This is a genomic window from Candidatus Methanomethylophilaceae archaeon, from assembly GCA_017524805.1.
GTDB lineage: Archaea > Thermoplasmatota > Thermoplasmata > Methanomassiliicoccales > Methanomethylophilaceae > Methanoprimaticola.
Genome location: JAFXUX010000037.1, coordinates 25,609 through 49,883 on the forward strand (window position 1 = coordinate 25,609; position 24,275 = coordinate 49,883).

Here is a 24,275-nt window from a genome sequence, read left to right on the forward strand (position 1 = left end):
CAAACCCGGCTTCATAACGGTGAAGCTTAAGAATTCGTCGTTCAAGGTTTACTCCGATTCCTCTGGCGTATCGGAAGCCGGAAGAGATCCGGAAGAGGCATGGGCAATCTTAAAGGCGAAGAAAGTGCCGATGAAAGCGCTGAACGTCAACGATCTGGCTTCTAACGTCATGCAGGCATGGGGGCTCAAAGTACCGGAATCCTTGGGAAACCTGATATCCAGATGCAAATGCGCTGGCAAGAGCATCCGCGACCTGCTCAGGGCCAACGGAAGGAACCCCACATCCGTCCGCGGCGGCGCGGAGATCAAGATCAATCTTCTGGACAGGGTTTGGGACATGTATTCCATGGCCTGCGCGCAAGGAGATCTGGCAGACTACGAGGACATGGTCATACAATCGACGGACATCGTCCGCAGGGGAGGGTTCGCCGGCAAGCGCTACGAAGCCGTCCTGATCGACGAATACCAGGACGTGTCGAAGATCCTGGTGGATCTGGTGAAGGCCCTGAGAGGCGCAATGCGCTTCAGGCTGTTCTGCGTCGGTGACGACTGGCAAAGCATATACTCCTTCAGCGGAGGGGACGTGTGGCAGATGTTCGACTTCCGCCTGATATGGGCGGGATGGGGGAGCATGAAGATCTCAAAGATCGAGAAGACATACAGGTCCCCCAAGCAGATGGTGGAGATGACGAACCGCTTCGTGTCGAAGAATCCGGCGCAGATCAGGAAGGTCATAAAAGGGCTCCCGGCGACCAGGATCCCCCCGGTGCAGCTTCTGCCGGTGTCCGCGGACAAAGACATAGCGAAGATGATTGCCAACCGCTTGGAATATGTGGATCCCGAGGACTCGGTCTTCATCATAGGCCGCACGCGCAAGGACCTCTTCGCGCTGGGATTCGGCAACGGGCCGTTCCTCTTCGATCCTGCGAACCCGGATTCCGGGTCGGTGAAAGTGGTTTACAGGGAATACGACGAGACCACGAAAGAATGGAAGCCCATCAGGGATCTGACATACCTCACCGCGCATTCTTCTAAAGGGCTCGAAGCGGACGTGGTTTTCCTGCTGGCCGACAGGGAGCGCGGAGGCTTCCCCAACGACGTCGAGGACGACTTCGGCATCCTGTTCGCCGGAAGAGAAGAGGGGATAGAATACGCCGAGGAACGCAGGGTGTTCTACGTGGCGATGACCAGAGCCAGAAAAAAGCTGTTCATGGTCAACAGAATGGCTCCCGGAGACAGCGCCCTCTCGTCGGATTCGCCGTTCATGAGCGAGATCATCTCGGACAACCTGGGAATGCTGGAGAAATCGACGCCCTGCTGCCCGCAATGCGCCGGGCCGATGATGATCCGCGACTCCCCGAAGACGGCGTTCTACGGCTGCCTCAATTATCCGGCATGCAAAGGCACCCTGCCGTTCAAAGGGCTGCGATGGATTGGCCTGGGTCTCAGAAGCGAAGGATGATGGCCAAGACCTTGTCCGCCTCCGACTGATAATTGGTTTTATAATAAAGTATAAATATAACATCTGTTAGTACTTCGCACTATTATCCGCAGAGCGGAAGAAGGCTTGGATATGGCGAAGAAGCAGTTCAAATCCGAATCGAAGCAGCTCCTGAATCTGATGATCAATTCCATCTATACCCACAAGGAGATCTTCCTGAGGGAAATGATCTCCAACGCGTCGGATGCGATCGACAAGCTCCATTACAAATCGATGACCGACAACCTTCCCGTCGCCAGGGAGGATTTCAAGATCGTCGTCTCCTGGGACAAAGACGCCCGCACGATAACCGTCTCGGACAACGGCATCGGAATGGACAAAGAGAGTCTGGACGCGAACCTCGGAGTCATCGCGCACAGCGGATCCCTGGATTTCAAGAAGGCCATGGAAGAGAAATCCGATATAGACATCATAGGGCAGTTCGGCGTCGGGTTCTATTCCGCATTCCTCGTCTCCGAGAAGGTCGAGGTCATCTCGAAGCCTTACGGATCCGACCAGGCATGGATGTGGGTCAGCGAGGGAGCCGACGGATACTCCATCAAGGAATGCCAGAAAGATGGCTGGGGAACCGACGTCGTGATGCACATCAAACCTGACGCGGACGGCGAGAACTACTCCGATTTCATCGACGAATACAGGCTCAAAGAGCTAGTCAAGAAATATTCCGACTATGTGAGATGGCCGATCCACATGACCCTCGAGAAAGGGGCGATGGAGGAGACCGGGGAGACCGGCGAGGACGGCAAGCCCAAGAAAGAGTGGAGAACCCATCTGGAAGACACCGTGGTCAACAGCATGGTGCCCATCTGGCAGCGCCCCAGGAGCGACGCTTCCGACGAGGACTGCATCAAGTTCTACAAGGACAAGTTCCACGACTACGAGGATCCGGTCTCCGTCGTCAGGATCAACGCAGAAGGCGCCATAAGCTACAGGGCAATGCTCTTCATCCCGAGGGTGGCGCCGTACAACTTCTACAGCCGCGACTTCGAGCCTGGGCTCCAGCTCTATTCCAACGGCGTCATGATCATGGAGAAATGCAAGGATGTCCTCCCAGACTGCTTCAGATTCGTGAGAGGCGTGGTGGATTCCCCCGACCTCTCCCTGAACATCTCGAGGGAGATACTCCAGCACGACCGCCAGCTGGGCATGATAAGAGCGAACATCGAGAAGAAAATCAGGAAAGAGCTCGAGACCATTCTCGCCGATGACCGCGACAAATACCTGGAATTCTACAAGAGCTTCGGCACCCAGCTGAAATACGGCATCGTCGAAGACTACGGAGCCAACTCTGATATTGTCAAAGACCTGGTGATGTTCCACTCGATGGCCCAGGACAGGCTCATCACCCTCAAAGAGTACAAAGATTCAATGGCGGAAGGCCAGGAGAAAATCTATTATGCGTCGGCAGAAAGCATCTCCCGCGCCAAGCAGCTGCCCCAGGCCGAGCAGGTCAGGGACAAGGGGTACGACATACTCTGCATGACCGAGGACGTGGACGAATTCGCTATCCGCACGCTCAGAGCTTATGATGAGAAGGAGTTCTGCGACATATCCGGAAACGACCTCGGCATCGAGACCGAAGAAGAGAAGAAAGAGGCCGACGAGAAGGAGAGCAGCGAAAAGGAGATACTCGACTTCGTGAAGGAGACCCTCGGAGACAAGGTTTCGTCGGTGAAGCTCTCCCGCAAGCTCAAAAGCCACGCGGTCTGCCTCAGCACCGAGGGCGATGTCTCGCTGGAGATGGAGAAATACTTCGCCAGCATACCCGGCGGTTCTGACATTAACCAGATCAAAGCCAAGCGCATCCTGGAGATCAACGGATCGCACCCCGCGTTCGAATCCCTCAAGAAAGCTTACGAAGAGGACAGGGACAAAGCCAAGGACATGGCTAACATCATGTACGTCCAAGCGCTGCTCATCGCCGGGATGCCCGTGGACGATATCATGGAATACTCCGACCTGGTCTTCAAATTCTTCTGATACAAACGCCGGGGCTCTCCCGGCACCTTTCTACCGTGAAAACGGCTTTTTTGGTTCCGCCGCACTGTTCTAAGCCTCGTATCAAAGCAATGGAGGCTATTGTGCTGAACACACGGTTCGTACATGAGCCACTCATTCCGTGCGTAAATGCGGCGATACGATGGAATTAAACTTGAAATTATAATAGATGCTCAGATTTCTGCCGGCCCTGAACGGCCGAAAGAAGTTTACTTCGCCTTTAGATGGCGAGCCTTAAGAGTTCAGCGATGAGGCGCAGAACCCCAAGGACCAGGAAAAATTTTGCGTGTACTCCTGGTCCTTTTCATCATCCAGGATTTTCACCTCCTTTCAGATTGCTCAGGCCCCGAATTGTCGTAGCTGTGCGAAGAATTCACAATACATCACTCGACGGAAAAAGACTGGATTCCAAGAACTTCTCACACATGGATGAGGCTGAGCTGAAATCAAAGCGGCTATTCAAAAGCCGCGTGCAGTAACGTTCCGTTTATTAATCTAACGTGCATAGCGCGTGCCATGAAGATTCCCGATCGCATCGAAGTGCGCGGAGCCAGGATCCATAACCTCAAAAGCATCGACGTCGACGTTCCGCTCAACAGAATAGTCGGGATCGCTGGCGTGTCTGGATCCGGCAAATCTTCGTTGGCCCTCGGGACTCTGTATGCGGAAGGCTCCAGACGCTATCTGGAGTCGCTTTCCACTTACACCAGAAGGCGCATGACCCAAGCCGCCCGGGCCGACGTCGATGATGTGCGCTACGTCCCTGCGGCTCTCGCGCTGCATCAGCGCCCCGGGATCCCAGGGGTCAGAAGCACTTTCGGGACTTCCACCGAACTTCTCAACAGCTTGAGGCTGATGTTCTCCAGGCTGGCGAACCATAGATGCCCCAACGGCCACTATCTGAAGCCGAGCATAGACTTCGCCGCCATGTTCGAGATAAAATGCCCCATATGCGGAGAGATTGTGACGCCTCCGAGCGCGGAGGAGCTCTCATTCAACAGCACCGGCGCCTGCAGGAAATGCGATGGGACCGGAGTCGCATACGAAGTGGACGAATCCACTTTGATTCCCGACGAATCCAAGACGATCGATGAGGGGGCGGTAGCGCCATGGCAGACTTTGATGTGGTCCCTAATGAAGGATCTGGCCAGGGATATGGGGGTCCGCACCGACGTCCCGTTCAGGGATCTCACCGAAAAGGAAAGGGAGATCGTTTTCCACGGGCCGGCAGAGAAGAGACATATCCTGTATTACAACGAGAAATCTGGGAACGCCGGCGAGATGGATTTCACATATTACAGCGCCGTGCACACGGTGGAGAATGCCCTGTCAAAAGTCAGAGACGAGAAGGGGATGAAAAGGGTGGAGAGATTCCTGAAGATGGGAGTCTGCCCCAGCTGCGGCGGATCTAGGCTGTGCGAGGCGGCCCGCGCCCCTTTGCTGAGAGGGATCTCTCTGGATAAGGCGTGCGAGATGACTCTCGATGAGCTTGTTCAATGGGTGGCCGGAGTGCCCGGGACGCTCCCCGAGGAGATGGTCCCGATGGCGGAGAGCATATGCGAATCCTTCGCCGACGCCTCCAAACGCCTGCTGGACCTGGGATTGGGATACCTTTCCCTGGACCGCCCGACGTCCACCCTATCCACCGGCGAAAGGCAGCGCTCCCAGCTGGCCAGATCCGTCCGCAACCGCACCACAGGAGTGCTATACGTGCTCGATGAGCCTTCCATAGGCCTCCACCCTTCCAACATCGAGGGATTGGTGGGAGTCATGGACGACCTCGTCTCCGACGGGAACACCATCGTTTTGGTCGACCACGACACACAGGTGCTGTCCCGCTCCGATTGGATGATCGAGCTGGGACCGGGAGCCGGAGCTGATGGCGGAAGGGTCATCGCCCAAGGGACGGTCGAAGATCTTGAAAGAAACGAAGCCTCGAAGATCGGGCCGTTCCTAAGGGACAAAAACCGCACACTGCGCCCTCGCGCGTCAAGAGACGCCATCTTCTCGGAAGGCGAGATATCGATGTCCACTACGGCTATCCACACAGTCAAACCGCTGGAAGTCAGGATCCCCAAGGGCCGGATGACCGTGGTGACCGGAGTGTCCGGAAGCGGCAAGACCACCATGGTCCTGGACAGCCTGGTCCCCGCTTTGGAAGCGCTGCTCTCCGGGAAAGAACTGCCGCCTCATGTCAAGTCCATCTCCGCCAATGGGATGGCCCGCGTCAGGCTCATCGACGCCGCTCCCATCGGAATCAACGTCCGCTCCACCGTGGCCACATATGCGGACGTCCATGACGAGCTACGCAAAGCCTTCGCGAAAACGCCGGAAGCCAGAAGCGAAGGCATCAAAGCCGGAGACCTTTCGTACAACACCGGATCGATGAGATGCCCCACGTGCGACGGCACCGGAACCGTGAGCTTGGACATACAGTTCTTGGCGGACGTCAACATGCCATGCCCAGATTGCGGAGGCTCCCGCTACCGCCAGGAAGCGCACAAGCTCATAAGAAGATCGAAGAACGGAGATTCGCATTCCTTGCCTGAGATCATGGGCATGAGCGTGAACGAAGCTCTGGAAGCCTGCTCGGACATGCCGCTGGTCTGCTCGAGACTGCAGACCCTGCGCGACGTAGGCTTGGGATACCTCACCTTAGGCGAAGCCACGCCGGGCCTGTCCGGAGGGGAAGCCCAGCGCCTGAAGCTTGCCAGCGAACTCAGGAAAGGGCAGGGAGACGCCATCTTCGTGTTCGACGAGCCTACCATCGGACTCCATCCTCTGGATGTGGAGGTGCTCATGGGTATCTTCCAGACCCTGATAGAATCCGGGGCGACTGTGATAGTGATAGAGCATGACCTCGACGTCATCAGGAACGCCGATTATATCGTCGACATGGGGCCGCGCGGAGGGGAGGAGGGCGGGACGATAGTTGCGTCCGGCACGCCGGAAGAGGTCGAAGCTAACCCTGCCAGCATCACGGGAAAATACATCTGATAAGGATCGCCCGAATATCCTGCGGAGCCTCATCTCCTCGGCCAGACCGTGGAGATCCTCCATGCGATGCATGTATCCCCTGTCGCCGACAAAATCGATTCCGTAACGTCTGCCGAGCTCCTTCAGAGCGTCCTCCAGAGCCGCGTCCGAATCCGCGGGGCCGGACCCGAAATCCTCATCCAAAGTTGTCTGGCGGGTCCTTCCGCTGGAAAGATTGTAGATCCCGACGCCGATGAGCCTCACGCCCTGCTTCTTAACCGTGGAAAGAAGCCCGACGGCCGCCCGATGTATCGACAGAGCATCGTCGCAGCGGACAGAGGCCTTGGACCTGGTGATGCTCCTCATGTTAGAGAACGTGATCTTCAGCACCACGCCGTTGCCGTGGAGCCTGTGCCGTTTGGCACGCTCTACCACACTCATCGACATCAGCAGAAGGACGTCCTCCAGAAGCTTGTAATCGTGCACATCCCTCTGGAACGTGAGCTCGCGGCTGATGGACTTGGCGTCCTCGGGCCTGTAAGGAATGACTTTCCTGCCGTCTATCCCGCGGGCCAGCTGAATCAGAATGCTCCCTTGCCTTCCCAGTAGCTCGATGACTTCGTCTTCCCTGTCCAAAAGATTGCTGACGGTGTATATCTCTGCGCCATAGAGCTTGTCAGCGGTCCTCTTTCCGACGGAGAAAAGAACTTTGACATCGCGATCGATGACCAGATCCATGAAATCCTGGGGAGTCAGAATCTCATAATACCCATCGGGCTTCTTCTCCTCGCTGGCAGTCTTAGCCGCGGCCTTGGAATACGCCAAACCGACAGAGCATGTAAGGCCCAGCTCCGCGGCGGTGCGGCGCTTTATCTCCTTGGCGATCTCCCTCGCCCGATCGAAATTGCCGGCGATCTCGGTGACATCCAGATATGCCTCATCCAATGCCACGGTCTCGGAAGCCGAAGCATATGAATCCCAGATATCATGCAGCCTATCCGAGACTTCCTTGTATTTGGCGAAATTCGGATGCATGTAAATGCCGTCCGGGCAGAGTTTATAGGCGTCCTTTATGTTCATAGCGGAATGCACGCCGAACTTCCTGGCCTCGTAGCTGCATGTCGAGACGACGCCCCTTTCGGTGGGAAGGGAACCGATGATAAGCGGCTTTCCGCGCAGAGTCGGATTGTCGCGGGCTTCCACGGAAGCGAAGAAAGCGTCCATATCGACGTGGATTATGATCTGCTCCATATGGGAACCGCCCCTCTCACCGGAACAGGATTGACCGAAGCGTATAGGGTTCTTTCGGCGGAGGTGGCTGGCGCTCAGCACGCTCACCCTTCTGGACGACCGTTTATGGGGAGCTGACAGGATTCTCCGCGTAAACGGAAACAGAATTCGTCACACATGAGATAATAAATGATAATTTATAAGCAAAACACGATACCGCCCGCGCATCGGAGACAATAGATGGCAGGAAAAATACACCCAGACGATTCATTCAAGGAAGGCCGCGCGATGGATCTTACCATTGAGGCAATGGAAAAGTACTGGAGATACGGAGGGGAGCCTTGCGAATATGTCCCCAGCCTGATCCTCCATCCGGGGTACAGAGAATTGGAGTGGAAACGCCTGAGATACTATCTCCATTGGAGGTCCGACGTCTTCGATGGGCTCTACGGAGACACAGATTCCGGATACATATGGTTGCATTCGATGGAGCTCCTGCTGGTGAATGATGACCCGGAAGAGGCCGACAGGTGCTTCAGAGGGATGATCGAAGCCTACAAAGGGCAGAACAATGCCGTGGACTACATTCTCACGGCAACCAGCGCATTCCACCAGGCCTCGAACCACATGATGATATCGGATTATCCGGCCCTGAACAGAAGCCTCCGCACCCTCAGAATATGCATGATCCTGTCTTCCGAAAAATTCGTCCCGCTGTCCGCCGAAGACATCAGATTCATAACCGGCCGCAAAGGGACCAAAATAGACAAGTACGCAGATGAAACGGCCATTATAGTCAGCGCCGCCCTCCATGAGATAGGGAGATGGCAGAAGCCCAACGGGATCCTCAGCCTCTGCGCGCGCCCTCTGGATACCTACGAAAAATACCCGTTCGCATACGACATCTGGTACATCCCTAAGGAACTGAGATTCAGGTGCAGGGACATCAAAAACTCGGAGATATTCGTGGACCTGACCAAAAAGCTGCACAAAGCCTGCGTGCTGTACCTCGCCGGAAATGACGACATCGATTCCTTGGCCGGAAAATACGCTGCAACCCTCAGAAAGTGCATAGAAGCGCACAAAAACGGAACCCTCGGCGAGATAACCGCGCCGTACAGGAAAACCGGGTCCCCATGGGATGAGACGATGCACAGCCATAACGGAAGATTCGAGGCCCATCGCAAGGATGGGGTATGGCCCAGCTACCGTTTCCAGTCGAGGATGAGGGAATACAGCATGGTGATGGTGCCTTCGACCGGGAGGATCGACTCCAACCCCCCTCCGGAACCGTGCTATTCCAGTATGACCCTTGGGATGTTCGGCGAATACCAATCCTGGAAAGACAGCGTTCTGAGGGGAGAGAAAACGATCGGCAGATGCCGCGGATTCTCATGGCTTCTGTCCCAGGAGATCCTCTGCGACCCGTCGCTCGACCCAGAATCAGCCATCCATGCGCTCACGCTCTGCAAAAACAATTCGGATTCGCCCATTGACAAGAGAATAGACAACGCAATCATTGAGCTGTGCCTCATCGACGATTTAAATCCCCCGGAGCTGGACAGATACTCTGACCTCGTCCGCGTCGAAGCTCTGACGACGCGCGCGCTTCTTTCGGAACCCCCAAGAGACCTGTCATCGGAACAGATAAGACGCTGCTGGGACGGAGAATCGGACGATCCCGCCCTAACCGATGCGGTCAATGCCTCCCTGAAGCTGCTCCATTCCAAAGGCTCGAGGCTCAGCACCATAGCGGACATGAGGACGATCACCCAGACCATATCGACGTTCGAAGGATTCGCAGGCATGCCCATCTCCGTGGATGTGAAGATTTTCGGCCCCGGAAACAAAGATTTCGTCAGGATCATATCTTCCATCTGCAAAATCGCGTCCGCCGCGATTTCCGGGGAGAAATGCCCGCGCTGCCCCTCCGGATTCGGCTCCAATAACCGCGATATTGTGTGCGAAGCAACTCTCATAGCCCTGAAAGAAAGGGAGAGCAAAAAGCGGAGGGAATCCATGGCCAATATGCGCTTGGATATGTCAGCGATAGAGGAGGCGGAGAACGACCTCAGAGACATCGCGAAGATGCTGGGCGCGGAAGTCGAAGATGAGCCCCTGGATATTGGTAAGACTATAGTGAATATAGAAATTAAGACTATAGTGGAAAAAACGGGAGACCCCTGGAAAGACTTCGCAGCCATGCTCACCGAGGAACAGAAACAATACGCCAAAGAATGCCTTGAAGGGACGAAGGTCAACAGGACCTTGGAGAGGGCGGTCAACTCTGCCGCAGCCGACACAATAGGGGATATTGTCCTGGACAACGGCACCGCCATCGAAGATTACGCGCAGAAACTCAAAGAAACTGTTTGCTGAAAGGAGAGGAAATGGAAGACGACAGCGGAAAGACCCCGGCAGTCCCCAAAAGGACGCTCAACATAATGATGAACGCGCTTTCCTCGGGCGTAGTCCCGCGCAGAGGCCTGGAATTCATAGCCGTGGGAAGGAAAGCCGAGACGGCGACCTTCGTGCGCGACATGGAGGACACAGCGGAAGGTGGCGGAGCATTCAGATTCATATCCGGCCGCTTCGGAAACGGGAAAAGCTTCCTGACCCAGATGATACGCACCAACGCCATGGACAAAGGATTCGTGGTCATGGACGCGGATCTGGCCGACAGCCGCAGGCTCACCGGATCCAAAAAGGAAGGCCTGAACACCTACAAAGAGCTGATAAAGAACATGGCCGTCCGCACCCGCCCGGACGGCGGAGCGATCGAAAGCGTCCTGCAGGAATGGATCGACGCGGCCACCGAAGAAGCTACAAAGAAACTCGGTAAGAAGCCGGACGACGACGCGGTGGAACTCATCCTCAAAGAATCCGTTGCAGATCTGGGCGGCCTTCAGAACAGCCGCGATTTCGCCAAGGCCCTGCTGAGCTACTGGAAGGACCTCTCCGAAGGCAAGGACGACATCCCCGCGCTGAGATGGCTGAAGGGTGAGATCGAGCTGAAGAGGGATTCTAGGAAGCTGCTCGGCGTCGATTCGACCATAGGGGACGACAACTGGTACGGATTCGTGAAGCTCTGGGCCAGATTCGCCGTCAATATCGGATACAAAGGGCTGATAGTCTTCCTCGACGAGGCCGTCGTCCTCTACAAGCTGCAGAACAAAGTCGCCAGGAACAACAACTACGAACGCATCCTCTCGATATTCAACGACATAATGCAGGGGAAATCGTCGCATCTGTCCGTGTACATGTGCGGCACCCCGGAATTCATCGAGGACCCGAACCGCGGGCTCTACAGCTACGAAGCCCTCAGATCCAGGCTGGTAGGCGGCAGATACGAGAACGGCTACGACAACTTCCTCGGCCCGGTCATAAGGCTGCGCCCGCTCACCAACGAGGAGATCTACGTCCTGCTCAGGACCATCAGGAACCTGCACGAGCAGAAATACGAGTACGCATCCAAGGTCACCGACGAGAACCTGAAGGAATACCTCGCGGCGATCCTGTCGTCGGTATCGGCGTCGATGCTCACGCCCAGAGAGATAACCAGAGATCTGATCAGCCTGCTGGACGTCCTGAAGCAGAATCCGGACGCGAAATTCGAGGATCTTGTGACTGGAAGGACTTTGGAGCCCGATCGCAACCCGGACGACGACCTGATCGATGATTTGGAGATATGACCGACAGATTCGACAGCCTCCCGTGGTTCCTCCGCGAATACATCCATGCCAACCGCTGGGAATCATTCAGAAGCGTCCAAGAGAAAGCGTTCGACATCCTTTTCGGGACGGACCGCCACCTTCTGATATCATCGGAAACGTCCAGCGGAAAGACCGAGGCCGCCCTCTTCCCGGCGATATCGTCGATATACAGCAACCCGCCCAGAAGCGTCGGAGCCCTTTATGTGGGGCCGCTGAAAGCGCTCATCGACGACCAATTCGAAAGGCTGGAGCCGATGCTGAAGGATTCCTACATCGAAGTCACCGGCTGGCACGGGGACATAAGCCTCCAATCCAAGGCGAAGCTCCTGGAAGTGCCCTCCGGGATCCTGCAGATAACCCCAGAATCCCTGCAGAACATCGTGGCTTCCAGGCCGGAGGATCTGGAGAGGCTGTTCGGAGATTTGAGATTCGTGATCATAGACGAAGTCCACGCATTCATGGGCTCGGACCGCGGCCAACAGCTTCTGTGCTGCCTTGAGAGACTTGATATGCTGGCCCATTGCGAGCCCAGACGGATAGGCCTCTCTGCCACCATCGCAGATACGGGATCCGTTGCGGAATGGTTATCAGCCAACACAGGAAGGGAAACGGCGGTGGTTACCGACCGGCCGACGGCCAAAAGAGATCTCATCATCTACTACAGCCGCTTCCCTTCGCCCGCAGAGGATCCCAACCCGAGAAAGAAGTCCGTCAACTCGTTCTATAAGCTACTGTACAAAGAGATCCGCGGCAGGAATTGCATTGTGTTCACCAACAGCAGGGTCACCGCGGAAAGGACGGCCAGATCCCTCAAGAAGATGGCCGAGGACGCCAAAGATCCCGACGTCATCCACGTCCATCACGGCAGCATATCCAAGGAGCTCAGAAAATCGGCCGAAGAAAACCTAAAGGACCCTTCCAAGAAAACGGTGACCGTTTCGACCGTCACCCTGGAGCTTGGGATCGACGTGGGATCCCTGGACGCGGTGATCCAGATCGATACCCCATACACCTGCTCCAGCTTCGTCCAGAGGATGGGGCGCTCAGGCAGAAGAGGCGGCGCCCAGATCATGAGGATGTTCTGCCGGGAAGACCAGGAGAAATGGTGGTCATCGGTCGAGGGCGTGTCCATGGACCTGATAAAAGGCATAGCCATAGCGACGCTGGCCGAAGAGGGCTGGACCGAATCCGAATCGGAGCCTTCCCTGCCGTATGGTCTCCTGTTCCATCAGACCATGGAATGCATGAGGCACGGTACCGGGACGAAATTCTCCCGGCTTCTCTCCGACGTCCTGCCGATGTATCCGTTCAGGAACATAAAGAAGGAAGAATACGCCGAGCTGGTCAGATACATGATCTCCGTCGGCATCATCATGAAGATGGACGACGGGACCTTGCTGATCACCGACAAAGGAGAGAAGATCTCTTCGGACAGGGATTTCTGCTCCGTATTCACCGTCAAAAAGGAGATAGAGGTCAGCTGCGACGGCAAAGGGGTGGGCACCATCCAGGAGATGCCCAAGCAGGGAGACCTGATCCAGCTGGCCGGAAGAATCTGGAAGGTCGTGGAAATCAACGGGAAATCGCGCTCCGTGGAAGTGGAGGAGACCGAGGGATCCGCGGACACCCTGTGGAAATCCGGGGTGCCGGAAACCGACAACAGGATTATGGAGCGCATGCGGGAGATCCTGTCCTCGGATGAAGGATACGGTTTCCTCGACGCGTCGGCCTCGGAAGAGCTTTCGGCGAGCAGAAGGATGGCGATCCAATCAGAAATGCTGAAAGGCATAGTGGAAACTGATTATGGGTATCGCATCTACCCCTGGATCGGGACGAGAGCGTTCGATACCCTGTGCAGAGTCCTGAGGATGGTATGCGACAAGGTCCTGGAAAGGCCGCCTTATTTCGCTGACGTGATGACCGAATTGGATTGGGGAGAGCTTCTGGAATACATCGAAAGGTATTCCGACAAACGTTTCGCCGCCGACCTCATCGGAGATGACAGGCTGGAATTCGGGAAATACGACCGCTATGTTCCAGAAGATCTTTTGATGAAATCTTTGGCCGAAGACAAGCTGGATTTCTCGTATCTGGATGTTCTTAGGGATTTCTGAGCAGTTTGGCATATAGCACTATAGTATGATTACTCACACATATCATAAGCCATAGCTTTCAGCAATCGTAATCACTATAGTTCTATGAAAAGTTCTGGACAGATGCGATGATGATAGCACTATGGTGAAAAAGGCGTCCAGGCTGATTTTGTAATTATCGCCTGCCATAAATTCAAACCGATTTGCTGACGAAATCTGACTATTTCTGCTGAGTTTCAAAGACGGAAAGACAGCCGCTTAAAGGCCGATTTCAGTATGATACTTATGCTTTGGACAGACTATCCATGCTCATGTCAGAAATCAGATGCCCCCACTGCGGAACTCTGTTCCAGATCGACGAATCAGACTACGGCAAGATTGTCAGCCAGGTTCGCGATGCGGAATTCTCCAAAGAGATGGAGTACCGCGTTCAGCATTACGAGAAAGAGAAAGCCGATGCGATATCCCTGATCAAAGCCGAAGATGAGAAGATCCGTTCCGAACTCCTGACGAAAACCAGAGAAGAGCTTACCAAAGAGATCAGCTCGAAAGACTTGGAAATAGCGGAGCTGAAAGCGAAGATCGGCAGCTTCGAGATGGAGAAGACTATGGCCGTCAAGTCCGCGGAAGAGGCCAAAAACAGGACAATCCAGAAAATGGGCTCCGATATCGCGGAGCTGAAAGCGAAGATCGGCAGCTTCGAGATGGAGAAGACGATGGCCGTCAAGTCCGCGGAAGAGGCCAAGAATGATACGATCCTCAAGAAGGATGCGGAGATAGCGGAGCTGAAGGCCGAACAATCGAAATGGGACAGCGAGAAAAAGCTGGCGCTGTCGGAAGCCGAGAACAGAAAGATAGAGGAGATCAACTCCAAAGACAGGGAGATAGCCGATCTCAAGGCCAAGATGGAACAGGACGAGATCACTAAGAAGATCGAACAGGAAAGAATGAAAAGCGTGTACGAAGCTCAGCTGAAAGCGAAGGATGAGGAGGTCGAGTTCTACAAAGATTTCAAGGCAAGGCAGAGCACCAAGATGATCGGGGAATCGCTAGAGAGATTCTGCGAGAACGAATTCAACAAGCTCCGCCCCGCCGGGTTCCAGAACGCCTACTTCGAGAAGGACAACGAGATCTCCAAATCCGGCTCTAAAGGGGATTACATATTCAGGGAATCCCTGGACGGCATCGAATTCGCCAGCATAATGTTCGAGATGAAGAACGAAGCCGACCAGACAGCCAGCAAACATCGCAACGAGGACTTCTTCAAAGAGCTCGACAAAGACCGCAACGAAAAGGGATGCGAATATGCGGTGCTTGTCAGCATGCTGGAACCCGACAGCGAGCTGTACAACACGGGCATCGTAGACGTCTCGTACAGGTATCCGAAGATGTACGTCATCAGGCCGCAGTTCTTCATTCCCATCATCACCCTGATAAGGAACGCATCGAGAAGCTCTCTGGAATACAAGCAGGAGCTGCTGGTGGTCAGGAACCAGAATCTGGATATCACCCATTTCGAAGAGAACATGAACGCCTTCAAGGACGGATTCTCGAGGAACTATCGCATCGCGAGCGAGAAGTTCTCCAAAGCCATCGAGGAGATAGACAAGACCATCGACCACCTTCAGAAAGTGAAGGAGGGACTGATCGGATCCGAAAGACAGCTCAGACTGGCCAACGACAAGGCCCAGGACCTTTCCATCAAGAAGCTGACGAGGAACAATCCGACGATGGCGAAGAAGTTCGAGGACCTGAAGCAGGACAGCGATTGAAATAGCCAGAAGGCAACGGAATCGATTCGAAAGGATAAGAAAGAAAATGGGGAGAAACCTCTCCCCTTATTTTTTGGGTTTATGCCACGCGGCTGAGAACCTTCCCGTCTCCGGCGAAAGACTTCCCTGCGAGGTTGCTGGCGGTCGGGTCGAGTTTGCTCACCCCATCCATGAACGTCAGACCATAGAACGCGTTCTTGCCTACGTCGAAAAGGTCCCAGGAGAAAGTCGCGAAAGCCAGAGGCACGCCGCTGAATGCGCTGGCCCCTATAGTCAAGGCCGAAGAGAGATCCATGCCGTACAGCTTGGTGCATCCGAAGAACGCGTAGCTTCCGATGCTCTTCGCCGATGTGTTCACGTAGACGAGCCCGGTGCATCCTGCGAAAGCCTTGAATCCAACGGTTTCGACGTCTCCGAGGTAAGCGTAGATCAAAGTCTCGCACTTGTAGAACGCCTGGTCCGCGATGGCCCTCACCTTGAATGAAAGCGAGCCGTACTTGACCTCGCTTAGGACGGAGATCGCGGATATGCTGCCTTCATAGCCCACCAAGGAAACCTCGTTGGGCATGATGGAGGTCACGGAATAGACCAGACCGTCGACGGTTATCTTGGCGCCGACCTTGGGGCATTCGTAGAGCTTGGAATCCGCTCCCATGAAGGTCTTGCCTGCAAGCCCGGCGGCGTCCTCGGTGATGGCCGCGCCATCGGTAGAGTAGAAGAATGCCCTGAAGAAGGCGTTCTTCCCGACGTATGCGAGCGAATCGGAGAATACGAGCGATTCCAACGCTCTGCACTCGCTGAATGCGCTGGCATCGATCGTCACGACGGACGTGAGGTCCAGATTCTTGAGGGGGCATCCGAAGAAGCAATATGTTCCGAGATATGGTGCCGAGACCTTCACTCCAACGAGACTGGTACAGTTCGCAAAGGCCCTATCGCCTATCATGGAGACCGCACCGAGATCGGCGTATTCCAGGGTGGTGCACCCATAGAACGCCTTTGCAGACACGGAATCCACGGTGTAAGCCGATCCGCCGTAGCTCACGCAGACCGGGACGATAAGGCTGGATATGCTTCCCTCATACCCGGTGATGGTAACGCTGGATTCGCTGTCGATGGAATACTGAATGCCGTCCATCACGAAGGAGCTACCCACGGAAAGGCGCTCATAGAGCTTGGAATCGCTTCCGACGAAGGTCTTCCCCTTGAGGTCGCTGGCCGTCACCTTCAAAGCAGAGCCGTCGGCCCCGTAGAACGTCACGGCATTGAACGCATTGGAATAGACTTTGGACAGCTCATCGGAGAATGTTATGGAATAAATCCCAGAGGTGTTGTGGAAAGCATATGCTCTAATCTCCTTGGACCCGGAGATGTCGACGTATCTGAGCGATGGGCAATCCAGGAAGTAGTAGCCCCTGAGGACCTCCATATCCACGACCGCGGAAACGAGGCTGGAGCAGTACTCAAACACTCTGGTGCCGCTGGCCGGAATCGCCGATATATCGGCGAAAACGATTGAATTGCATTTATAGAAGGCCTTGTCGGCGATGTACGTGACCTTGAATTCGAGGCCCTTGTACTCGACGTGATCGGGCGCTATGACGACGGTTGGGTTGCCCTGATATCCGGACAGCGAAACTTCCAACGGTACCGCGGAGGTGATCGTGTACTTGAGGCCGTCGACATAGAATGTCTCACCGACTGCGATGTCGACGCATTGGAGGACTCCGTCTATGACGTAGAATTCCTTGCCGGCGAGGTTTCCGGCGGTCTTCCTGACTTCGGCGCCATCGACCATGAATTTGAGAGAGCCGAGGGCTTGGGTCCCCAGATCGGTGAGCGCATCGGAGAATTTGATGTGCGTGATGGCCATGCTTCCGTAGAATGCGTAGCCCATGATGCTCTTGGCGCCGATGGTGACATCGGACAGCGAGGGGCTGCTGGCGAAAGCCTTCATCCCTATGGTCGGAACGCTTCCGGTGTCGACGGAAACGAGAGAGCTTCCGAAGAACGCCTTCTCGCCTATCGAATCCACTGAGAACTTGTAGAGTCCCACTGACACCTCGGAAGGCACGGTGAGTTCCGTGATCTTCTCTTCGCTTCCGGTCAGAGAGACGGAGCCATCGGAGATCACAGTGTAATTCAATCCTCCCACGGAGAACGTCTCCCCGATTGCAGGGACGGCCATCAAAACGGAATCAGAACCGGTGAACTCCTTTCCAGCGAGGTTGGCGGCGTTCTTCTTCAGCTCATTCCCGCTGAAATCGAGGAACTTCAAGGATCCGAGGGCTTGGGTCCCCAGATCGGTGAGCGCATCGGAGAATTTGATGTGCGTGATGGCCATGCTTCCGTAGAATGCGTAGCCCATGATGCTCTTGGCGCCGATGGTGACATCGGACAGCGAGGGGCAGCTGGCGAAGGCCTTCATCCCTATCGTCGGAACGCTTCCTGTATTGACGGAAACGATGGGACTTCCGAAGAACGCCTTCTCGCCGATGGATTCGACTGCGAGAGCCTTTCCTTTGTAGGTCACAGATGCGGGCAAAGATACTTCAGTCTTGTCCGAGGAACATCCCGTGACGGACACAGACTTCATGTCCTGGAGGACCGTGTATTCGATGCCGTCGAACGAGAAGACTTCGCCCTCTGTGATATCTGAGGCTTTCACGACTTTGACCGTGCAGGTCGCGGTCTTGGCGCCATCTACGGTGGTGACGGTTATGGTAGCAGTCCCAACCGCAACCGCAGTGACGACTCCTGACGCGGATACTTTGGCGACAGCCGTCTTGCTGGATTTCCATGTAACGGACTTATCGGTCGCATCGGAAGGCAACACAGTGGCCGTCAAAATCGCAGTAGATCCTTTTTCGATCGATATGGACGAAGCATTCAGAGTCACTCCGGTGACATTGACCGTCGGAGCGACCACTGTCACGACGCATGTGGCGGTCTTGGATCCGTCATTAGTTGTGACTGTAATCGTTGCTGTTCCGGGCGCGACCGCGGTGACAACGCCTGCCGAAGACACTTTGGCGACGGCTGTCTTGCTGGATTTCCAGGTTACCGATTTGTCTGTCGCATCGGAAGGCGACACGGTAGCGGTAAGAGTGTGCTTTTCTCCAGCCTCCAAAGAGAGCTTAGAGGAATCAAGCGAAACACCGGTGACGTTGACCATCGGAGCGACCACTGTCACGACGCATGTGGCGGTCTTGGATCCGTCGGTTGTTGTGACAGTGACTGTCGCAGTTCCGGGCGCAACAGCTGTGACAACTCCTGACGTGGATACTTTGGCGACAGTAGTCTTGCTGGATTTCCAGGTCACGGACTTATCAGTTGCATCGGATGGTGACACGGTGGCTTTAAGAGTGTGTTTTTCTCCGGTCTCAAGGGAGAGCCTGGCAGAATCAAGCGATACGCCTGAAACTGGAACATTGGGGTTAGTTACGGTAACCAAACTAATGTCCGAGAAACTCCCGTCTTCGGTGGTCACAAATATGTTGGCTTTGCCTTCCTTGATTGCTGTGACCACTCCAGTAGAACTTACGGTTGCGACGCCTGCATCACTGGACCTCCAGCTCACATTCTTGTTGGTTGCGTCGGAAGGCGAGATGTTCACAGTCAGATTCGCGGTCTTACCGACATCGAGCGAGAGCGTGTCGGGCTTGATATCCACGCCTGTGACTCTAATATCAGAAGATCCAATAACCACTGCACCCTCCACGAGGTTGGGCGAAATTAACTCACCAGCAACATTGAACATCTCGGTGCGGACGATCTTGACTGGGAGGCTCCCGGAAGCATCTCCTACGACATCGAACACCAAAGTCGCCAGAACCCCGGTCGAAGTCACGTCGCTCACGGCTGAGTTCTCAGCATAGAAGAAATACGGGTTGATAGTGTAGTCTTCGTTGGGCGTGATGGCCATCAGGGTGCCGGATTTGAGCTCCTTGAGCGTAAGGCCCTGGCCGTATTCTATTTCGAAATCCGATCCGAAGAATCCCCCGTTGGAGTCTACGGTTATATTGACTTCGACATTCTTAGCTCCAGGCTCGGACTGGACCGCATCGACGCTTATTGATACGCAATTAGATGAGGCATTCCTCGTTACGATGACCTTGCAGGTTGCTTTATAACCGCCATCTGAAGTGGTGACAGTTATCGTTGCCGTTCCGGTGGAAACGGCTGTAACAGTCCCATCGCTCACCGTGGCAACAGATGTGTTGCTTGATTTCCAAGTCAAATTTTTGTTTGTCGCGTTAGAAGGGTTCACAACGGCGTTGAGATTGGTTTTTTCTTTGACTTTGAGACTGAGAGAGGTTTTGTCCAATGACACTCCTGTGACACTGACGACTTTCTCTTTGACCTCAACAAGACATATCGCCGGAATAACGTCTCCTCCAACTGAGGTTGCTATTATATAAGCGGAACCTGCCGATTTGGCAGTGACCTTTCCGTTGGAATCCACAGAAACGATGTCGCCCTGACTGGAAGTCCATGTCACCCTCTTATCAGTGGTATTTTGAGGCAGAACCGTGGCTTTGAGAGTGAAAGTATCGCCGGTTTCTAAGCTGAGAGAATCGGCGTTAAGAGTTATGCTGGTGGCTTTGATCCCTGCATCCACTGTTACGCGGCAAACACTGGAAAAACTGCCATCCTGGGTAGTGACAAATATTGATGCCGTACCAGACGACATGCCGGTGACGACACCAGTGCTGCTAATAGTAGCCACATCTGGATTGCTAGATCTCCATGATACATTTTTATTAGTCGCATTAGACGGGGACACAGATGCGGTAAGGGTGGCCGTTTGGCTCGCCTTAATAGAAACCGTGGAGGGAATCACACTCACTCCCGTCACAGGGACACGAACGGTAGACGTGACTATCGCTCCGTCCTCGCAGATGACTTCCACATCCTTGCCAGCAACATTGAAAACTTCCGAAAAATCAAGTATTATCGGGAATTCCCCCGATTTGCCGCTAGGCGCATCGAAATACAATGTAACCAGCAAACCCTTCTGATCTATATCGTCGATAGACGAGTTCTCAAGGTAGAAAGGGTACGGATTCATGCTGTAATTATCATTCGGAGTGAGCGGCATTACCCCGGCACTTATTCCTGTGAGAGTAAGATTAGAATCGTATCCAATCTGGAATTCTCCGCCGAAGAATCCGCTGTTATCTTCGATAATTATGGGGACTTCGATGGAACTGTCCCCACTCGTAGCATAAACGGTATCGATTATTATTATCAACTGCGGATTTTCCTCCGCATCAGCTTCTGACTCGAAGCCGATGAGAGCCGCAGAAAACAGTGTTATTGCCAACACGGCGATGAAGCCGTAAATGGCCGATTTCGTTTCGCATGCCATTTTGTAACCTAGGGGGCAATGCCTGTAATATGATTTAACTTTCTATCATGCTACAGATTCTTGGTAAATCATACATCATGACAGATGTGTACGATACCAATGATTTTTACGGAACGCTGGCTAAAAAAAGAGGGGGCAATTCCCCTCAAAAGTTTCAGAACTTCTTGGAGTGCCTCATCCAAGCGAGAACAGCAAGAAGGATCACGATGATGACGATCGCAATTCCGATGTAAAGCATGGTGTTGTCGCTGGAGGACGAAGACTCTTTCACGGTCACTTTGCAGGTATCGGTGTGGGATCCATCGGCGCTGGTAACGGTTATCGTGGAGATACCGACGGTAACTCCTGTAACGGTTCCGTTCGACACAGTGGCAACGGAAGTATCGCTGGAAGACCATGTAACATCCTTGTTGGTCGCATTGGAGGGAATCACATCAACGGTCAGCTTCTGTGTCTTGCCCTTCTCAATTGTCAGCTCGTGAAGACTAAGCTTGACTTCGGTTACGGCTATAGCCTCGACTGTGACATTGCAGGTCGCAGTCTTATTACCGTCTGCAGTGGTGACAGTGATGGTGGCGGTACCGGCGGAGACACCGGTGACAACTCCGTTGGCTACAGTTGCAACCGAAGAGTTGCTGGAAGACCATGAAACATTCTTGTTGGTAGCGTCTGCGGGCGCCACGGTAGCGACAAGAGTCTCGGTTGAACCGATTGTAATCTTGGCTGTCGTCTTGTTGAGGGTCACTCCGGTGACAGCTATAGCCTCGACAGTGACATCGCAGGTCGCAGTCTTGTTGCCATCTGCGGTTGTAACAGTAATCTTGGCGGTACCGACAGATACTCCGGTGACAACTCCGTTGGCTACAGTTGCGACTGCAGTGTTGCTGGAAGACCAAGCAATACCTTTGTTGGAGGCGTCTGCGGGCGCCACGGTAGCGACAAGAGTCTCGGTTGAACCGATAGCGATATTGGCGCTTGTCTTGTTGAGAGTTACCCCGGTAACCGGAACAGGAGCGGTGACGGTGTATTCGCAGCTCGCAGTATATCCTCCGTCCGCGGAAGTCGCAGTGATCTTGGCAGTACCGGCGGAGACACCGGTGACAACTCCGTTGGCGACGGTAGCAACTGCGGAGTTATCGGAAATCCATGATACACCCTTGTTGGAGGCATTCGAAGGCGCTATTGTGGCCGTCAAGATATCAGAAGATCCTACGGCAATGCTTCCAGAACTCTTGTTAAGAGAGATGCCGGTAACAGGAACCTGCTTCTCTGGGACAGTAACAGTGCAGGTCGCAGTTTTGGCACCGTCGACGGTGGTGACGGTTACGGTGGCGGTACCGGCGGAGACGCCGGTGACAACTCCGTTTTCAACGGTTGCGACTGAAGGTTTGCTTGAGGACCAAGCAAGGCCTTTGTTGGTTGCGTCAGAGGGCTTGATGGTGGCAGTCAGAGTTTCCGTGGAACCGACATCAATTGTGATGCTGGTTTTGTCTAGAGTCACTTCCGTCACTGGAATGGATTGGGCGTTGACAGTGACGACGCATATATCCGAGAAACTCCCGTCGACGGTGGTCGCGAATATGTTGGCTTTGCCTTCCTTGATCGCTGTGACCACTCCGGTGGAACTTACGGTTGCGACGCTTGCGTCGCTGGATCTCCAGCTCACATTCTTGTTGGTTGCATCATCAGGCGAGACGTTCGCGGTGAGATTCGCGGTCTTGCCGACCTCAAGCGAAAGCGTATCGGGCTTGACGTCCACGCCGGTGACTTTGATCTCAGAAGACCCTATGACCACAGCGCCCTCCATGAGGTTGGGCGAAATTAACTCACCAGCAACATTGAACATCTCGGTGCGGACGATTTCAACTAAGAGACTCCCGGAAGCATCTCCCGCAACATCGAACACCAAGGTCGCCAGGACACCGGTCGAAGTCACATCACTAACGGCTGAACTCTCAGCGTAGAAGAAATACGGGTTGATAGTGTAGTCTTCATTGGGCGTGATAGCCATTAGGGTGCCGGATTTGAGCTCCTTAAGCGTGAGGCCCTGGCCATAATTAATTTCGAAATCCGACCCGAAGAATCCGCCGTTGGGATCTATGGTTATGTCGACTTCGACGTTCTTAGCTCCCGGTTCAGACTGGACCGTCTCGACGCTTATGCTTACATTTCCTTCTGCGTCCGATTCGGAAGCAGGGACGGCGATGAAAGCGAAAGCGGCGATCGCGGCTACTGCGAGAGCCATTATTCCGTATCTGTTCATTTGAATCATTCTCCGCAATGCGTTTTTGCGCATCGGATTTGGGAACCTTTCGGTTACTGATGGCGGGTAAAGGTTCACAGAATATATTATCGACGATTGGAATCGCGACAACCTAAAGAAAGGGCGGAAATAAAGGCGCGGGGAAGACCCCCGCGGAAAGGTTTCAGATGAGGTCCTCGAAGCCTTCTACGACCTGAGGATACTTCTGTTTGATGACTTTGAGGAGATTGTAAACGTTGACCTCGGAGATATCCGAGCTGCTGATCATCTTGATGACGTTGTCTATGACCTCGTCATCCAGGGTCGCCAGCTTCTCCTTGGCCATCCAGTTCCTGAAGAGCTTGTCCTCCATCCTGTCGCGCCACATCTTCTCGTAGGGCATGAGAGCCTCTTTGGAGAAATCGTTCTTCTTGGCGCATTCCGTGAGGACCTTGCCCGCATACATTCCGGTCCTGCAGGCGTGGCAGATGCCTCCGCCGGTGATGGGGTCGATGACCCTGGCGGCGTCTCCTACGAGGATTACATTGTCTTCGACGGCGCAGTCGAGCCCGGGACAGGTCGAGACGAATCCGCCCATGATCTCCAGGCATTGGCCTTTGGAGAACCTGGGATCCTCCGCGATGAACTTGTCCAGATAGTACTTGGCATCGGCGCCTTTGGTGCATTTGGAGCCCATTACGCCGATTCCGACGTTCGCAACCCCGTTGCCCTTGGGGAAAATCCATACATACCCTCCGGGGGCCACGGAACCGATGATGAACTCGCAGAAATCAGGCTCCACGTCTATGTTGCACATCCTGTACTGGATGCACGAGTCGATGTCGCTGAGCTTGAGGGTGGTGTCGATGCCTGCCCACCTGCCGACCTGGCTCTCATAACCGTCGGCGGCGACCACGGCCTTGGCGCGGATCTCGATCTCCTCGCCCATGGACTTCCCTTTTATGCCGCATACCTTCCCATCGGGGCCGCGGAGCACTCCGGTGGCGGATGTGCGCAGCATAATCTTAGCTCCGGCTTCGGCCGCATCCCTGGCGAGGGCCTTGTCGAAGAGATGCCTTTCCAGGACGTATCCCACCTCGGACCCGGCTTTGGACTCGTCCAGACGGAATTCGGTGCCCTGAGCGGACTTGATGATCGCGCCTTTCATGTCGCCGCGGATCCAGACGGGGTCCGGCTCGATTCCGACCTCGGCGAGCCATTTCTTGGACACGCCCTCGGCGCATCTGAGAGGGGCTCCGATCTCGGCTTTCTTCTCTATCAGAATGGTGTCCAGGCCGCCCTGGGCGCAGAATTTGGCCGCCATGCTTCCGCCGGGGCCGGCGCCCACGACGACGATATCGCACTGGTATGTCTTCATC

General features: G+C 54.6%; 10 protein-coding genes. 7 read left to right on the forward strand and 3 right to left on the reverse strand.

What is annotated here, in order from left to right:
• The first annotated feature begins 19 nt into the window (after positions 1 to 19).
• The 7 genes from IKP20_07750 to IKP20_07780 all read left to right on the forward strand — a co-directional run bounded on the left by IKP20_07750 (position 20) and on the right by IKP20_07780 (position 15,283).
• On the forward strand, positions 20 to 1,462 hold the full coding sequence (locus IKP20_07750) for a UvrD-helicase domain-containing protein (GenBank protein ID MBR4504845.1): 1,443 nt from the start codon (positions 20 to 22) through the stop codon (positions 1,460 to 1,462).
• A 111-nt stretch (positions 1,463 to 1,573) separates the two neighbouring features.
• Entirely contained in the window at positions 1,574 to 3,481 is a 1,908-nt protein-coding gene (gene htpG, locus IKP20_07755; GenBank protein ID MBR4504846.1) for a molecular chaperone HtpG, read from the forward strand.
• A gap of 534 nt (positions 3,482 to 4,015) precedes the next feature.
• The gene (locus tag IKP20_07760; protein ID MBR4504847.1) at positions 4,016 to 6,496 is read left to right on the forward strand and encodes an excinuclease ABC subunit UvrA; all 2,481 of its coding nucleotides are present in this window, start codon (positions 4,016 to 4,018) and stop codon (positions 6,494 to 6,496) included.
• Positions 6,497 to 7,945: 1,449 nt separating this feature from the next.
• On the forward strand, positions 7,946 to 10,084 hold the full coding sequence (locus IKP20_07765; GenBank protein ID MBR4504848.1) for a hypothetical protein: 2,139 nt from the start codon (positions 7,946 to 7,948) through the stop codon (positions 10,082 to 10,084).
• 11 nt (positions 10,085 to 10,095) lie between these two features.
• Positions 10,096 to 11,397, forward strand: a complete 1,302-nt coding sequence (locus tag IKP20_07770) for an ATP-binding protein (protein ID MBR4504849.1) — start codon at positions 10,096 to 10,098, stop codon at positions 11,395 to 11,397.
• Positions 11,394 to 13,532, forward strand: a complete 2,139-nt coding sequence (locus tag IKP20_07775; protein ID MBR4504850.1) for a DEAD/DEAH box helicase — start codon at positions 11,394 to 11,396, stop codon at positions 13,530 to 13,532. The genes IKP20_07770 and IKP20_07775 overlap by 4 nt, the downstream gene beginning before the upstream one ends.
• A gap of 290 nt (positions 13,533 to 13,822) precedes the next feature.
• Entirely contained in the window at positions 13,823 to 15,283 is a 1,461-nt protein-coding gene (locus IKP20_07780; protein MBR4504851.1) for a DUF2130 domain-containing protein, read from the forward strand.
• A gap of 79 nt (positions 15,284 to 15,362) precedes the next feature.
• Here IKP20_07780 and IKP20_07785 read toward each other — a convergent pair whose 3' ends face one another.
• The 3 genes from IKP20_07785 to IKP20_07795 form a co-directional block, all read right to left on the reverse strand.
• Positions 15,363 to 20,354, reverse strand: a complete 4,992-nt coding sequence (locus IKP20_07785; protein MBR4504852.1) for an Ig-like domain-containing protein — start codon at positions 20,352 to 20,354, stop codon at positions 15,363 to 15,365.
• Positions 20,355 to 20,808: 454 nt separating this feature from the next.
• Entirely contained in the window at positions 20,809 to 22,917 is a 2,109-nt protein-coding gene (locus IKP20_07790) for an Ig domain-containing protein (protein MBR4504853.1), read from the reverse strand.
• 163 nt (positions 22,918 to 23,080) lie between these two features.
• Complete coding sequence (locus IKP20_07795) at positions 23,081 to 24,274, reverse strand: NAD(P)/FAD-dependent oxidoreductase (GenBank protein MBR4504854.1); 1,194 nt, start codon at positions 24,272 to 24,274, stop codon at positions 23,081 to 23,083.
• Position 24,275: the final 1 nt, after the last annotated feature.